This window comes from Hahella sp. HNIBRBA332, from assembly GCF_030719035.1.
Taxonomy (GTDB): Bacteria; Pseudomonadota; Gammaproteobacteria; order Pseudomonadales; family Oleiphilaceae; genus Hahella.
This window is the reverse complement of sequence record NZ_CP132203.1, coordinates 4,974,254-4,989,202: the sequence shown is the minus strand read 5'-3', so window position 1 is coordinate 4,989,202 and position 14,949 is coordinate 4,974,254. Positions and strand designations below refer to the sequence as shown.

The 14,949-nt window shown below is 53.0% G+C and carries 13 protein-coding genes; 6 read left to right on the top strand and 7 right to left on the bottom strand.

Going from position 1 to position 14,949, the window contains the following annotated elements:
• The first annotated feature begins 257 nt into the window (after window positions 1-257).
• Window positions 258-2,570, top strand: coding sequence for a M4 family metallopeptidase (locus O5O45_RS22010; protein ID WP_305901482.1), 2,313 nt, complete (start codon window positions 258-260; stop codon window positions 2,568-2,570).
• Between the two features lie 133 nt (window positions 2,571-2,703).
• On the top strand, window positions 2,704-2,928 hold the full coding sequence (locus tag O5O45_RS22005) for a hypothetical protein (protein WP_127968414.1): 225 nt from the start codon (window positions 2,704-2,706) through the stop codon (window positions 2,926-2,928).
• Window positions 2,929-2,966: 38 nt separating this feature from the next.
• Here O5O45_RS22005 and O5O45_RS22000 read toward each other — a convergent pair whose 3' ends face one another.
• The 6 genes from O5O45_RS22000 to O5O45_RS21975 form a co-directional block, all read right to left on the bottom strand.
• Window positions 2,967-3,620, bottom strand: a complete 654-nt coding sequence (locus tag O5O45_RS22000) for an HAD family hydrolase (protein ID WP_305901481.1) — start codon at window positions 3,618-3,620, stop codon at window positions 2,967-2,969.
• Window positions 3,621-3,773: 153 nt separating this feature from the next.
• A complete protein-coding gene (locus tag O5O45_RS21995) occupies window positions 3,774-5,042 on the bottom strand; it encodes a pectate lyase (RefSeq protein ID WP_305901480.1) in 1,269 nt (422 codons plus the stop codon).
• Window positions 5,043-5,203: 161 nt separating this feature from the next.
• Window positions 5,204-6,121, bottom strand: coding sequence for a hypothetical protein (locus tag O5O45_RS21990; RefSeq protein ID WP_305901479.1), 918 nt, complete (start codon window positions 6,119-6,121; stop codon window positions 5,204-5,206).
• A 176-nt stretch (window positions 6,122-6,297) separates the two neighbouring features.
• Window positions 6,298-7,146: an alpha/beta hydrolase gene (locus tag O5O45_RS21985; RefSeq protein WP_305901478.1), complete on the bottom strand. Its 849-nt coding sequence runs from the start codon at window positions 7,144-7,146 to the stop codon at window positions 6,298-6,300.
• Window positions 7,147-7,306: 160 nt separating this feature from the next.
• Window positions 7,307-8,092, bottom strand: coding sequence for a type IV pili methyl-accepting chemotaxis transducer N-terminal domain-containing protein (locus tag O5O45_RS21980; RefSeq protein ID WP_305901477.1), 786 nt, complete (start codon window positions 8,090-8,092; stop codon window positions 7,307-7,309).
• A 380-nt stretch (window positions 8,093-8,472) separates the two neighbouring features.
• Window positions 8,473-9,255, bottom strand: coding sequence for a type IV pili methyl-accepting chemotaxis transducer N-terminal domain-containing protein (locus O5O45_RS21975; protein WP_305901476.1), 783 nt, complete (start codon window positions 9,253-9,255; stop codon window positions 8,473-8,475).
• Between the two features lie 583 nt (window positions 9,256-9,838).
• Between O5O45_RS21975 and O5O45_RS21970 the strand changes: the two genes are divergently transcribed.
• The 4 genes from O5O45_RS21970 to O5O45_RS21955 all read left to right on the top strand — a co-directional run bounded on the left by O5O45_RS21970 (window position 9,839) and on the right by O5O45_RS21955 (window position 13,821).
• A complete protein-coding gene (locus O5O45_RS21970; RefSeq protein WP_305901475.1) occupies window positions 9,839-10,522 on the top strand; it encodes a hypothetical protein in 684 nt (227 codons plus the stop codon).
• 245 nt (window positions 10,523-10,767) lie between these two features.
• Window positions 10,768-11,523: an MBL fold metallo-hydrolase gene (locus tag O5O45_RS21965; protein ID WP_305901474.1), complete on the top strand. Its 756-nt coding sequence runs from the start codon at window positions 10,768-10,770 to the stop codon at window positions 11,521-11,523.
• Window positions 11,471-12,328, top strand: coding sequence for a hypothetical protein (locus O5O45_RS21960; RefSeq protein WP_305901473.1), 858 nt, complete (start codon window positions 11,471-11,473; stop codon window positions 12,326-12,328). Before O5O45_RS21965 ends, O5O45_RS21960 begins: the two co-directional genes overlap by 53 nt.
• A 26-nt stretch (window positions 12,329-12,354) precedes the next feature.
• Window positions 12,355-13,821 (top strand): sensor histidine kinase, encoded by a 1,467-nt coding sequence (locus tag O5O45_RS21955; RefSeq protein WP_305901472.1) that lies wholly within the window; start codon window positions 12,355-12,357, stop codon window positions 13,819-13,821.
• On the opposite strand, the gene O5O45_RS21950 is transcribed toward O5O45_RS21955, so the two are convergent.
• Window positions 13,818-14,861 (bottom strand): GlxA family transcriptional regulator, encoded by a 1,044-nt coding sequence (locus O5O45_RS21950; protein WP_305901471.1) that lies wholly within the window; start codon window positions 14,859-14,861, stop codon window positions 13,818-13,820. The genes O5O45_RS21955 and O5O45_RS21950 overlap by 4 nt on opposite strands.
• Window positions 14,862-14,949 lie beyond the last annotated feature (88 nt).

Sequence of the window (14,949 nt, the reverse complement as noted above, 5' to 3'; positions counted from 1 at the left end):
GTTTCTCTTCCATAGACTTGGCGAAATAACTAGCCTGCCGCAGGGTCGCCGCCCATGCACATTCGAATATAGCAAATCAAAGGCCAAGGAAAACTCGGCCAAATAACCTAACGAAATAGGCGTACTTCACACTGTTAAAAAAATGGCAGCAAGTGACAGGTGAATAGCGCGCAATGACATGTCGAATAGATTTTCAGTAGTTAGGATGTTTCGCTCCAAAAAATCAAAATGATAGAAACAAGAGAGGGGAACTACTCGTGAAATTAAAGCTTTTAGTAGCTGTCATGGCCGCCATGACAGGCAGCTACGCCTTATACCATCAGTTAGGCGATGGATCGTCGGACGCCACATCGGCGTCGGTGGAAAATGCTCAATCATCCGCTCAGACTGTCGCAGCCGCGACGGCGATGACTCCTGCCGCAACGCCAGCGGGTGCGCCCGCCGCTGCGAAATCAGCAGGCGATGCGCCCAGCATGGCGGATGTTGAGGACTTTGTAGCCAATCTAGATGATCAGGCGGATACAGGTTATCAGTCCCCCAATGCACAGTTTTCGCCCCCTGCTGCCGGCGCTGACCTATTTCAGGGCGAGCGCACTGCTGGAGTCGGCGCGCCTTTCCATCTGAAACCGGCCGGCGATCAACCCTTGGTGGCCAGCGACGCCAACATGGCCAAGCAGGCGATTATGATGGGCGGCAAACAATTACTGAATATCAGCGAAAACGACGACCTGGAGTTGAAAACCTCCAAGCGCGATGACGAAGGCAACGTCTATTACAAATTCACCCAGGAATATAACGGCGTACCTGTTCATGGTCGTGAAACGGTGGTGCAGGCGTCCAGCAAAGACGAAATCAGTCTGGTGACCGGCGAATTCGAACCGGGCATCCAATTGGACGTTAATCCTGGATTGAACGGCCAGGTGGCGTTCAACAAAGCGGTCGACAGCATGCGCGACACCCTCAAGGGCGAGCCAAGATTCCGCGAAGATCCCAGTTTGCAGATTTACGTCTCTGAAGTGGACGGTCCGGTCCTGACCTGGCGCTCCGTGGTGGAATACACCACCACTGACGAAGGCTATCGCGTGGATGAAATCTTCGTTGACGCCAACAGCGGCAAAATCGTGGATAAACTGCCGCGCTTCTACTCGACGCTATCGCGCAGCGTTCACTCCATCGACCGTCAGTGTTTCGATCCTAACTGGGGCAGCAACATCCTGCCGGGCCGTGAAGTGTCTCCCAACGCTGACGAGCACGCTAAAGCGGCTTACGACAACTCCGGCTACACCTACTGGTTCTACGACAACATGTTCAACCGCGACTCCTTTGACGGCCGCGGTAAGAAGATGGTCAGCACCGTACACGCCATGTTCTCATCTCCGAACGGCGGCTGCTCCGGCGATAACGCTTACTTCAACGGCGAGCAGATGATCTACGGTGAAGGCGGCAGCATGCTACAGAACCCTGCTGGCGCCTTGGATATCGTCGCCCACGAGTTGACTCACGGCGTGACGTTCTCTGAAAGCAACTTGACCTATCGCAACGAGTCCGGCGCTATCAACGAAGCGCTGTCTGATATTTTTGGCGCTGGCGCCGAAACTTACATTATGTCCGGCGGCAGCTCGAGCGGTAAACCTTCCGGCGGCCTGAAGCCTCAGCGCAGCAACTGGACGCTGGGTGAGAAGGCTTCTGTGAACGGCAGCATGATGCGCGACATGAGCGACCCTGTGGCCGATGGGCAGAGTCGCGACAGCTACGATTCCCGTTACACCGGTACGCAGGATAACGGTGGCGTTCATCTTAACAGCGGCATCATGAATCTGGCGTTTTATCTGTTGTCTGAAGGCGGCGTGCATCCTCGCGGTAAAACCACCAACCGGGTGACCGGCATTGGAATGGAAAAAGCGTTGGCGATCTATTATCACGCCAACACTAATCTATTCACGGCCTCCACCAACTTTGCTTCCGCGCGGACCCGTTTGGCGCAGTCAGCGGAAACGTTGTACGGCGAATGTTCCCAGGAATGGCATTCCATTCATGAGTCTTTCGACGCAGTGAAAGTGCAGGGCAGTTGGACGCCTTGTGACGATGGCGGCGATGACGGTGGAGACGACGGCGGCGACAACGGCGGAGATGATGGTGGCGATAACGGTGGTGACGACGGTGGAGATAACGGCGGCGATACTGGCTCCGTTTCGATTTCCAGCGCGAAGGCCTCCAGCACCTATAGCAACAGATACCTGCCTTCCAATCTGCATGACGGTTCTCTGTCTACGCCTTGGGTGTCCTCCACCATCTACAACAGCTATCAGCAACAGTGGGTGATGTTGGATCTGGGCAGCGCCAGAAGCATGTCCGGTATGACCATCAATTGGGATGGCGGCAACTTCGCCGGGTCTTATGATATCTACGTCTGGCAGAACGGCCAGTGGGTGCGCGCGCAACGCATAAGACAGTATCGTTCCGGCGCCGTGGATATCCCGCTGCAAGCCAACTCTCAGTACGTGTTGGTCACCATGCGTTACGGCAACTACGGCCGTTGGTACGCTATCGACGAAATCACGCTGAGATAATCTGCGTTGAGGGGCGCTTGTCGCCCCTTTTATTGCCGGCCCGCTGGGACTTTGACGCGGCGCCGGACCTTCAGCCCGGAGGAGGCTGCCACCCTCAAAAATAACAACGCGGCAGTATAGAGACAAAATCAAAATGAATATCAGAAATGAACTTGCTCCCATTCTTCTGCAAGCCGTATCGGATGCGATTCAATTCAATCGCGCGATTATGGACGGCGGCTTCTTAAACGATTCGGAAAGTCACTTCGAGTATTTGGTGAGTTTGAATCACCTTCTTCATTATTTGGAGGAGGAGTACAAAAAAATAGAAGCAGAGGTGGGCATGCCTCTGAATCTATTAGCGTTGGAAAGCGCCTGAGGCAGGCGCGTAATGAGCCAGTGGCCGCCCGGATTGCGTTATGGCCGCCGGCTCAATAAATGGATCAGTTCTCTCATGTCATGAAAGCATAAGGCCGCACCCGCGGCCTTTTGTTTTTCCGCATCCATGTCCGCACTATAGGCGTACACCGTCATACCTGCGGCCACAGCGGCGGTGATGCCCGCTGTGGAGTCCTCCACCACCACACAGTGTTCAGGCGCCGCTCCCAAGGCGGAGGCTGCGCGCAGATAGATATCCGGCGCCGGTTTGGGGTTCTCAACATCCTCAACGCAGAAACAGTGATCGAAATACGCATGCAGGCCGGTTCGGCTGAGTTTGAACTCCATGTCTTCGCGCAAGGCGTTAGTGGCCATGGCTTTAGGCAGACGGATAGACTGCAATGTTTCTTCGACGTAGGGGACGGTTGTCAGACCGGTGTGCATGGCTTCCCAGAAGCCGGTGCGCAGTCGATGGTGGGTGTCTTCCGGTAGCGGCCGCCCCAGCAGGCCGGCAGCGGTGATCAGATTGGCTTCTGTGGTTTGCCCGGTGAAGTGGGTGTGCATTTCCATATGGGACAAATGCAGCCCCTGTTCCGCCAGCAGGCTCATGAATACTTCGTTGGTCAGGCGCTCGGTATCCACCAGCACGCCATCGCAATCAAAAATAATAGCGTCGTACATATACTTCTGCATGCATTGATCCAGGGTGAGTAAGTAAGAGGAGGTGCGTTCGGACAGTATAACGGTCGGATCGCCCTAACGGCATTTATACGTGTGTCTAGGCAGGGAAAAGAAATGGCTTCCCCCGGTTAGGAGAAACCATTTTGATAAATGGAAACGGGGAAATCAGTAGCTGGAAACGTCTGATTTATCCACCTTGCAGCTGGCGGTGTTCCAGAATTCGCCTTTCTTCTTGGATTTGCCGTCTCCCTTCTTCACCCCTTCGTATTCGACGCAAATTTTGGGTTTGCGGGTATCGTAGTTTTTAACTTTCAGGTTGCGAATGGTGGCGGTGTCCTTGTAGTTGCTGTTGACGCCGGCGAGCCCGCTGGAAAGCGTTCCTTCAATGAAGACATCTTCCACAATCAGGTGGCGGGGACCGCCATTGTTTTTGCAGTCACCGCAAGAACGCCATAGCTTGCCGTTGTCGCCTTTGACGGTGAAGTCGCCTTTGATGATAGTCGTGCTGTTCTTGGAGTTATGCTGGAAGATCTTGTCCGGCTTGCCGCCGGGACCGCCATTCCTGTTGTAAGCCCAGCCGCCAATGATGGTCATAGTTCCGCCTTCCGCAGAGTGGGTGGCGGCGTCTTCACAGATGTCTTCCCAGACCACATTTTCCAGCGTGCAATTGCCGCTGTTGCAGTGAATGCCATCGGAACCGCCATCGGCGGCGATACGCAGGTTCTTCACGCTGGCGTTGATCAGGGTGAGCACCGGCGGTTGATGTTCGTCATCGTTGTTGCAGGACAACCCGATGGTCTTGCCGCCGCAATCCACGCTTTTATTTCTGATGGTGGCGCCGGCGAAACATTCGTCTGCGTTGCCGGAGCCGCCGGATGGAGTGGTGGTTTGTGCGGCGGAGTTGGAGACTTTGCCGTTAGTATCGGTGTACTTGATCCAATACCAGTAAGTGGTTCCGTTTCTGGCATTGGCGTCAGTGAAAGTGCGGGCGTCGCCGGCGAGTCTGGCGATGCGTTGACGGCCAATGGGGTTAGCGTCGGTGTCGCGCATTACCTGCACATTGCGCAGGGCGCTGCTGGCGCTCCACGACAACTCCACCTTGCCGTCGCCGCTGCTGGCCTTCAGTGTCACATTGACAGCGGCGCCCGCGCCATTGCCGGGATGGGTGACGTTTTCAGGGACGGAACATTCTTTCACGGACTTGGCGGGATTGGGGTCGGCTCCGAAAGTGGCGACGTCACAGGAGAAGGCGCCGTTTAGCGATTTAAAAACGAACTTCCCGGCGGCCCCAAAAGCCACCTGAGTTTGACTGCCCACCAGGCATCTCTGCCCACTTTTACAAATGGTGGTGAAGCCGTCTGGTCTATTGGCGGCGGCTTGAATACTTGTTGCTGAAGCAAGCAGAGTCAGGCCTAAAGCGAGTTTACGAAACATCGTGTTCTCCGAATTTATGTTTTTTGTTTACCCTGGAAACGAATGTGCTGTTGTTGTTTTGGCTTATCCGTAGTGATGTGTGCGGCGTCGGCTTGATCCGGTTGAGCCTGGTCTGATTTGCTTTTCCTCCTGCCTACGCTGGTCTTCTGAGGCCTCCCCGCTCATTGCGTCTGCAGGGAGGCGAGCAGACTGTCTTCCATCTCTTCAAAGCTCAGTGCTTCATAATCCGTCAGCGCCGCCATTTGCTCCTCGTTGAGATAGGCGGCGGCTTCCTGCAAATAGTCATCGCGATAACGGGTCAGCGCTTTGATGGCTTCATCCGCCATAGCGCGTTTGTTGCCCTGGGCGGCGGCGTAATCGCGCATGGCGATATTAAATGCTTCTTTGTGGCGGAGTTTGGCGAGGAGCAGTGTACGCTCCTGTTCCCGACTGAGCGGATTGGCGGCGCTCAGACTGTCGGTGACTTCCTTGAGTTGATGTTGTTCAAACTCTGAATTGCGGGTGAGTTCAAACAGGCGTGAGCTATTTGCATCCAGTAGTTCGACGATGCGTTGGTCCAGCTCGTCCAGGGCCATGACGCGCAGCTCGGCGTGCTCTGTAAAACTGTCTGGGGCGGTGAAGTAGTTGACGGTGGGCAGCGCGGCGAGACGCTCTCGTTCCTGTAGCAGATTTTGCAGTTGTTTTTCAGTTGAGGCGTCGAGAGATATTTCGGAAAACAGCACACGGTATTTTTCGTTGACGGCCTGTCGCCAGCTTAGTTCTCCTGCTTCCAATAGAGATTGCGCTGCGGCGTAAGCTTGCGGTGAGCGGACTGCCTCGGCTTGGGCGGAGGTAGTGTGTGACTCCGGTCTCAGGAGAGACGCATGCTGTCCCTTTGGCTCTCCGGCTTGCTCAAGATAGGCGTTGAACGCGTCGATGGCGTCCTGATAACGAGCGGCTTGCTGTTGCGCATGTTCTTGAAAACGTTTTCTTTCTTGGTCGAATTTAAATTCTAGATTTTTATTTTCAACCCACAGGTAAATGGCCGCCGCCGCACAGGCGAATGCGCACGCCGAAATGCCGGCTGAGAACCTGGTCATATCCATGACTCCTGTTATTAGGTTGTAGTGGTTGTTTGTTAATCAATATGCGTTGAGCGCATTGAATAGTAGTTAATCTACTCAGGCTGTGAAACCGGTTAAACGGCTTAGACTGGTTGAGTGATCAGGTGTCTAGCCATGACAATTGCTGGGCTTGATCTTGAGGCGTGGAGCGATTAACGCTTCAGGGACCTGCGAAGAAATCTGGTTACCTGTTCCTCATACTCTTGTGCAGAGAAGTCATAGAAATCCTGATGATGGGCGCCTGTCACCAGCCAGAGAGATTTGGGTTCTGGAGCATTGGCGAAAAGGCGCTTTGATTCCGGTAAGGTCGTGTGTTCATCCGCTGTGCCGGCAATGATCAGGACAGGCGCTTGCACGCGCTTGATGGCCTCTTCCGGCTTCAGCTCATTTATGCTTACGCCCAAACGTAGAGGAATCTGTGCGGTTAATAGTGGCGCTAACCATTCTCCCAGTAGGCCGAGTCGCATCGAAAGTCGATTACTGACAGCTTGTTCGATGTTGGGGTAAACGGCTTCCAGAATATAAGCGTCCGCAGGCGCGGGCGACTGTCCCAACAAGCTTGCCGCCCCACCGAGAGATACGCCAATAATCGCGACTTTGGCGCACTGGCGTTGCGTGCGTAAATAGGCGACGGCGGACCTGACGTTGTCGGACTCGCGGTAACCAAACGTGATCTGCTCTCCCGGCGTTTCGCCATGGGCTTGAAGATCTATCAGCAATGAGGAATATCCTGACTTCTGGAGGAACAGGGCGCGTCTGATCATGCTGGTGCGATCAGAACGCACGCCGTGTAGAAGCAGCACGCATTGCTGGCCGACCGCAGGCGCATACCAACCGCTGACGCCGTCAAACTGCACCGCTTGCGCGTGCAGCGAGGCGGGGGGTGAGGGAAGGGTGTGATTGACCGATGCGGATAGCGCGCCACCGGCGGTCCACACCGCCGCGAGACCGAGCGTCAGTGCGCCTGTGGCGAAAGCGATAGTTTTTTTGAGTTTTCTCATGGGATCGGGTGACTTCATTGTGGCGACAGACGTCCGCATCGGCGCTGGAACGCTTATAGCGAAGTATGTCGGTTCGCGACCCTTTCGGAAACCGGTTATTACAGGACCTGTCGCAGAGTGATGGCGCAACGTTGAGCTGCGCCGGAGCACGGATGGATATTTAGCTTTGCAGATTCTCGTAAAGACCCGTGATGGTCTCCATATTCTTCAGCATGCCTTCTGTGGTGGTGGCGATGATGAAAGGCACAAAGCTTTGGCCTTGCATCAACTGGAATCCAGAGCGTGAAAAGCTCCACTGGGAAATCACTTTGTCCAACGCGGCGTTGATGTCCTGATTGTTGATTTTCGCCTGACGTAGCTCATGTAGAGCTTCATCATATTCCTGAACCGCCTGGGTGAAGCTCTTTTCCAGATCCGCCTGATCCAGATTCCAGCTCAATGCGGAGTAATAAAGTGCGATGCGCTGGGACAGCATTCGTTGCCGGCCAGAGAGATTGATCATTTTGTTTTTGGGAGCGCCAGACTGCTGTTCCAGTGACAGCACGACTTTGTTGCTGAGTGCGAGAACGCGCTCTCCGGCGTTGATCAGCGCAATGGCTTTGTCCTTCGCTGGCTTAGCCGTCGCCAATTGACGAAACCCGGCCCACTCCTTGCGCACGGACTTTAGTAGCCCTGAGACCTGCGGCGACTTTGAATAAGCTTCAAGTTCCCCTAATTGCTGTTCGAACAAGGCGACGCTCTCCGTGAGCTGGCTTGAAGATTTATCTGGCTGAATATCCTGACCGATCAGCAAATATGATTTCACAATGCGCTGACTCAACATACGTTGGCGCCCTGCCTTGTTGATGGCTTCGTCCAGGTCGGTAATGTCTGCGGTGACCGTGTAGCTCCAGGATAGTGCGAAAAGGGAGAAAACAAGCAGACTAAAGTTCCTTATATGGCGCATATGCATTTACCTCATGTGGTTCAATCTGGTGCAGTCTAAGTTAAAATCTATAGATATCAGATGCTTACGATGTGGTAACTGGGTAGGTAGTTAACGCATCGCTGATCTGGCGCAAGTTAGGCGCCAAATAAACCGGAAATTTGTGGGTATGGACAAAGAGCGATGTCGGGCGGAGGCAAAAAAGACTTTCAGAAACAAGAGGAGAGGGCGCGTGAGTTGCGTTGCGAGTTGCAAGGAGGCGTTTCTAGGCGGTGGACTGCGCGCTGGTAAGGAAAGGAAAAAGAGGTTGAACTTGTGGGAAAAAGAGTGCGGCTTGCGCCGCACTAAACGAAGAAGACGAATAAAACAGGAACTTGGTGTGTGAGTTCAGCCTTTGCGGACTAGCTTTTCAGGCCTGCGTACATGTCCGAAATCTTGCGCATGCTTTTCAACATGCTTTCAGTGGTCATAGCGATAACGAAGGGTACGAAGTCTTGCCCGTCCATTTTCTCGAAACCAGAATGGGAGAATGACCACTGCGAAATGACTTTATCCAGCGCCTTGTTGATTTCTTCACTGTTAGCGTCAGCTTTACGCAGCTCGCTCAAGCCTGCGTCGTATTTCTTAACCGCAGCTTTAAAATCGTTTTCCAGGTCGGAAACACCCAGGTTCCAGCTCATTGCAGAGTAGTACATGGCGATTTTCTGAGACAGCATGCCTTGCTCGTTGGAAATATTGATCAGACGGCCTTTCGTGCCGGCGACTTGTTTTTCCAGGTTGCTGGTGACGCCCTGAGTCAGGCTCAACAGTTCTTCGCTTTGCTGGATCAGCTTTGCGGCATTTTCCTGGTTGGGAGCGGTAGTGGCCAATTTGCGGAAGGAGGCCCATTCTTTACGAACTGATTTCAAATCGCGCGCCATTTCCCCCGCTTTTAAATAGCCTTCCAAGTCGGACAGTTGAGATTCAAATTGCGCCACACTGTCATGTAATTGAATCGAAGATTTGTCAGGAAGAATGTCCTGTCCAATCAATAAATAGGCTTTAACGATTCTTTGACTCAACATTCTTTGTTGACCCGCTATGTCCAGAGCCTGATCCATGCTCGATATTTCCGCGCGAGCCAGGCTGGCGCCGAATGCGGTAAGTGTGACAAGTAAGAAACAAATCTTTCTGAACGACTGCATTAAAGTTTACCTAGTGCTAAAAATGGCGTGCATATTGAAGGATTTAGATCAAAAATCAAGCGCCAATTGGCCTTTGACATATAAGTAATTTACGAAGTCAATAGACACTGTTCGTTTCTTACAAAATATATGTGTCAATATGTTTTGTAATAGTGAATTTAATGCACACTTATGTAACTAAAAGTTGCATTTCAATGAAGAAAAAGAGGCGAGTATATGATTCGTTATACTGTATTATTTTTAATAAATTTTACATTGTTTTTCTTTTACGAATTGTATGTCACGTTCTTATCGCCGGGTGTATTGACGGTTATGTTTGAAAAAAGCATCAAAGGATGACTGTTTTTTTGATTTAAAAACGGCCTGACTCTCGCTGCTTTCTCCGCTGCATGGGTTTATAGATGAATAAAATTAGTTCTGATAACAAAACATTATAAAAAAATATGAGGGGCGCCATAGCTGGATTGACGCTAGGTTTAGTATCCGGTCACGCGCGCGGCGGGGCGCCTCTTCCCAAAACGAGTAAGAACTAAGGCGAGGCTGCAGTGACTGTCAGCAATAACGAGTTTAAGGAGACGACAAGATGGCCCTGGCGGATATTTTTAAACAGAATGCGAACAAGTCAATTACCGTGACCGGCGCGGAGTCCTCAAATATTTCTCATGCTACCTACAGCGTCAAATGTAATAACATCCAACGCAACTGCTATCTGGTGAATCAGCTGGAGCGGGCCAATTTGCAGGAAGGGGCCCATGTGGCGGGCGGCAAAACCGTCACCGTCGCCACTGCTCATAACGGCAACTGCTATTGGTTGCCCTGGCGGGGATGGCGCGCTGTCGTGGGACAGCTTCAAGGCGCCTGTAACTTCTTCGTTACCGCCAACTTGACCGGATGCTGCTTCGTCGTGTCGGGTAATCCGGTATCCCCCTTTGTTGTGCACATGAACTGCCAGCCAGCCAATGAAAATCTGGTTAACTTCCCCAACAGCGGGGATATCAAAGAATATAACTTTGATCTGCAAGCCGCGCAGGACCAGTTCTATGGACAAGTCACCGAGCAACTCATCACTAACAACGTGATTTCCCACGCGGGTCTGCAAATGCTCAAGCCCAGTGACTACGGAGCCAAGGCGCGAGAAGGTTACGCCAGCCCCACTAGCGTGTTCGGCGTGCGCACCGGCGGTCTGTGGACCATTTACTACAACGTAGGGAAGGGCGGCGGTCCTGGGATTACCCGCGAACTGTTTCCTAATTTCCAACCTCTCTGACCGGGCGCTTTCATTTCACGGAATTGTGCAGCCGACGACTCAACGTCGGCCTGCTTCTGCGTTTTCTTTCCCCCCCCCTATATTTCAACGCCTTTCATTACAGTCAATGGCGTCCCGTTTATAAACCAATAGGTTAGTGGCATAATCCCGACGGCAATCAACAGGTTGCCGCCATGCAGGCATGGGAGCGCCATCTCCGCGTTGCGCGATGAGATGGAAAATGGAAAACACGGAAAGCTTTTGTTATGAAGAATTTGCTGATTGTCGGTAATGGAGAGGCCTTCTCGGAAGAGTGCAACACCTCGTTCCTGTTGCAGTCCGCCGATGGCTCCATTCTTATCGACTGCGGTTATCAGGTTCCGCCCCGCTTATGGGCGGGCGATTTGCATCAGAACATTGATCTGGTGCTGCTGACCCACCACCATGCGGATCACTCCTTCGGAGTCGTACCTTTGTTGGTCCGCTATCTGGAAGAAAAAAGAACCCGCCCTCTGAAGATCTGGGGACCTGCGGGCACGGAAAGTTTCATTAAAAGTCTTCTTGAGCACGGCTATCCCGGCGTGCCCAAGTATTTCAAGTACACGATTGAGTTCGCCGAGTTTGGCGCCCTGGACAGTAAAAAATACGGGGATGTTTCCATTCGCTGCGCGCCCACCGTACACTCTATCCCGAACTTATTGTATCGACTGGATTTTGACGGCCGTTCCTTCTCTATCTCTGGAGACGGCAAGCTGACGCCGGAAGCCGTTGAGCTGATTCAAGGCGTCGAACTGCATTTGCAGGAAGTCTACGAGCTTAACAACAATATCCCCAGTCACTATTCATTCAGCGAAGTGCTGCAACTCGCTCAATCCGACGTGGCCGCCAGTGTTGGCGTCACCCATATGTGCCGGAATGAAATCAGCGTCATTACTGAGACCTATGATAAGTTAGTAAGGGAGAATGAGATTGAAAAGGACAAACTGTTTATCACCCGTTCGGGGCAAACTTTCGAGTTTTAAAACCAGCGCGTTACTGACTGCCGGCGCTTGTGCGCTGTCGCTCAACGTCGTCGCCAAGGAAATCTTCGTCATCAATAAAAACGCCGCGGACTATCGTGTGGTGGAGACGAATGACAGCGACAAGCGCATCGACGTTTATTCCAATACGCCACACCGATATCTGAATAGTGAGAAGAAGGAGCACGTTTTTTCAGGCGTGCCGGTGAGCGAATTGTCGTCGAAAGAGTGGCGGTACGATAACGTCTACTTTATCGGCGACGATGACTACATTACCTTCATGCCTGCGCAGATCGCCAACCATCCGCAAACCATCCTGGCCAGCGCCAAGGACGCCGCGCCGTTAAGCAAGCGAGACGGCGAAGTACAGGTGATTCTTCCCACTCGCGAGGAAGCGAAGGTGGAAGATAAATACCTGAAAAAGGCCGCTTTTTGGGCCTGGTATGTGAAGGCGGTGGTGTACGGCGAACTCAACAACTCACTGCAGTATGGCGACGCCTCTATCGACATGACCAACGTCATGGGCGAACCTGCGCAAGCCTATAAAGCGCCTTCCGTATTTTCCTACGACCCTATCGTTTGCCCGGACACGTATCAGGTGTCAGTAAAAGACCTGGATCCGGGATTTGATAAAGGAGAGGTCGAATTCCTTCAATTGAACGGAAATCATCGGACTTATGGCGCGGGAGACGTCATGCTGATTTTCTCCAAGGAGGATACGGCGCTGCCTGTTGAATGCGGCGGCCCCTATGCGGTGCGCAAGGGCGAAGAGTATATCTACAGCGTATATTCTTTTAAGGGAATTTAATCAGCTAACAACGTGCGTCTAACAATATGGATAGTTTTAGAAAGTACTCGTTTCAGCGTTGCATCAAGTTTACGGTTCTGGTCGCTTTGTTTGGATTCGCGGTTTCCTTTTTCGTACACCAGTATCAGGTGCTGGCGAACTCGATCAAGGTCTCCAATCAGACTTCCGGGTTGATTAACCGGCAGCATATTTCCGTGCTGCTTGGACGGGGCAACTTTGTCCATATTGAAGACGCTTTGGCGCAATTGGTTAAGGAAAGCCCTCTTCTGTTCGCCTATGTGCTGGACGCCGACGGCAAGGTGGCGGCGGCCAGTCACAAGTCCGCCGCGGTTGACGTTCCCTGCTGCTACGACTGGGAGAACCTTGAGGCTGGCGCATTTAAGTTCGAGGGAGCGCCCACGGCTCCTTTTGAGGCGGTAGCGGATGGCGTTTCCTTTATTCGCAAAGTGACGCCGGTGCTTGAGCACTCCTCGGGAGAACAAATCGGTTCGTTGGTGACATTTCTGGTTCCCAGGCTGATCAAACGAGAACACCTTGTGGACACCCTGATTATCAGCTCCATGGCGTTGATTTTTATCCTGGCGACCGGTGTGGCGCTTTCGTTGCTACTGTCGCGGGCGCTAACCGCTCCGGTAAGGGAGCTGACGCGGTTTGTTGACTCCGTGGACGACACTGAAGCCAAGGAAGAACTGAATCGACTGGGGGCGCACCAGTTCGCCGGCAGCAACATTATGGAAATACGGCAGTTGCTGCAGTCGTTTTTGGCCTATCGCGAGAAAATTCTCGACCACAAAAACATCCTTGAGGCGCAGGTGAGAGAGAGAACTCACGCGCTTGAAGTGGCGGTTGAGGAAAATCGCATGCTCGGCAAGACGCTGCGCACTGCGTTGGAAGACGAGCGTAAATTGATCGCTCAGGAAATTCACGACAACTTCAACGCCACCCTGGTCGCTATCAAAATGTACTCTCAGAAAATTGAGCAGTTGGCCCGGGAAGGCGGCGAAGACGCGCAGATCGCCAGCATGGGCGGGAAAATTACATCCATCGTTACGGATGCTTACAGCTCGGCCAGAAGCCTGGTTTCCCGGCTGCGGCCTGAGATTATCGATACGCTGGGCTTGAGTGGCGCTCTGGAAGAGCTGGTGAACAATTACAATCAGTCTTCAAGTGGGTGTTCGTTTATGTTGTCGATTGGCGATCACTGCGACAACTTGGATGAAGAGCGCAACATCGGCATTTATCGTATTGTGCAGGAAGCCGTCACTAATGCGGTCAAGCATGCCGCGGCGAAAGAAGTGGCGATTTCCTTACATCGTCCCAAGGATTATGAATTGGTGATTCAGGACGATGGCGTGGGCTTTAAGCCTTCACAGGAAAAGGACGCGGGCATTGGGCTGATCTCCATGCGCGAACGCGCCATGAGCTTGGGCGGACGCTTCGAGTCGGAAAACACGCAAGCGGGCGCCCGCATCAAAGTGTCTATTCCAGCCTAAATACGTCCTTCCAGAGCCGGGACGCCTACCCGCGGCGGCGTCACATAACTGAAGCGTTTGCGGTATTGCTCCATCGTGCATCCGGTGGCTCGTTTAAAGAGTCGCCGGAACGAACTGATATCCTCGTAACCGACCTCCCAAATGATTTCATTCGACGACTTGAGCGTCGTCTCCAATTGGTGCTTCACCGCTTCCACCCGTAATTGTTGCAGGTAATTGATCGGGTTCTCGCCGGTGGCTTCCTTGAAGCGGCGTTTGAATGTACGTCCTCCCAGGCCGGCCAAGGCCGCCACATCGTCCACGGAAAAGTGTTCGGCGTAGTGAGACTCCATCCACTCCTGCGCTTTTTTTACGGCGTTGTCTTTGTGGGACTTGTAGCCATAGAAGGTGATGTAAGGCGTTTGTTGCTGGCGTTTGCTATCGAACAGGTGCAGTTTGGACACCGCGGACGCCAGTCCCTGACCTGCGAAGCGTTCGATCAGATGAAAACTGAGGTCGATATAGGCGGTGGCGCCGCCCGCGCAGATGATGTCGCCGCTATCGATGAGCAATCGATCTATGTCCAATCTGATGTCCGGGTAACGCTGGCGGAAATGCTCTGCGGCGCGCCAGTGCGTGGTGACGGTTTTGCCTTCCAGGAGTCCGGCTTCGGCCAGAACGAAACTGCCGGTGCAGGCGCTGGCGATCACTGCGCCGCGTTGGGCGTGGTTGCGGAGCCACTCGTAAGCCTCATGAAATTGCGCCAGATGTTCAGGCAGGGCGGCGCCGGCAGTGATGGCTTCAATTGCGGAGGCGACGATGATGAGATCCGGCTCTACTGACCCGAAAGCCGCATTCGGCGCAATAGCCATGCCGTTATAGGCGATAACGGGCTGGTCGTTCTGCGACACGACTTTGATGTTGAAGTAAGGCTCCTGGAGACGTTTACCGGCAGCGCCGGACAGTCGGGCGTGACAGTAATTCGCCGTAATGAATATATCCAGAATGCCATGCACAGAGGCGGCGGCGCAGTGGGGAAGGGCGAGTAAAACGATCTTCATGGGCGACTCCTTCATCCTGTTCGGTCGTGAAAAAGGAAAAGATGAAATGTCATAAAAAGCAATTTAAGTGTCAAATATGACACTCCCG

Excerpts from the sequence above, each read along its gene's own strand:
- O5O45_RS22005 (WP_127968414.1), top strand. The coding sequence starts at position 2,704 with ATGAATATCAGAAATGAACTTGCTCCCATTCTTCTGCAAGCCGTATCG.
- O5O45_RS22000 (WP_305901481.1), bottom strand. The coding sequence starts at position 3,620 with ATGCAGAAGTATATGTACGACGCTATTATTTTTGATTGCGATGGCGTG.
- O5O45_RS21995 (WP_305901480.1), bottom strand. The coding sequence starts at position 5,042 with ATGTTTCGTAAACTCGCTTTAGGCCTGACTCTGCTTGCTTCAGCAACA.
- O5O45_RS21990 (WP_305901479.1), bottom strand. The coding sequence starts at position 6,121 with ATGACCAGGTTCTCAGCCGGCATTTCGGCGTGCGCATTCGCCTGTGCG.
- O5O45_RS21985 (WP_305901478.1), bottom strand. The coding sequence starts at position 7,146 with ATGAGAAAACTCAAAAAAACTATCGCTTTCGCCACAGGCGCACTGACG.
- O5O45_RS21980 (WP_305901477.1), bottom strand. The coding sequence starts at position 8,092 with ATGCGCCATATAAGGAACTTTAGTCTGCTTGTTTTCTCCCTTTTCGCA.
- O5O45_RS21975 (WP_305901476.1), bottom strand. The coding sequence starts at position 9,255 with ATGCAGTCGTTCAGAAAGATTTGTTTCTTACTTGTCACACTTACCGCA.
- O5O45_RS21970 (WP_305901475.1), top strand. The coding sequence starts at position 9,839 with ATGGCCCTGGCGGATATTTTTAAACAGAATGCGAACAAGTCAATTACC.
- O5O45_RS21965 (WP_305901474.1), top strand. The coding sequence starts at position 10,768 with ATGAAGAATTTGCTGATTGTCGGTAATGGAGAGGCCTTCTCGGAAGAG.
- O5O45_RS21955 (WP_305901472.1), top strand. The coding sequence starts at position 12,355 with ATGGATAGTTTTAGAAAGTACTCGTTTCAGCGTTGCATCAAGTTTACG.
- O5O45_RS21950 (WP_305901471.1), bottom strand. The coding sequence starts at position 14,861 with ATGAAGATCGTTTTACTCGCCCTTCCCCACTGCGCCGCCGCCTCTGTG.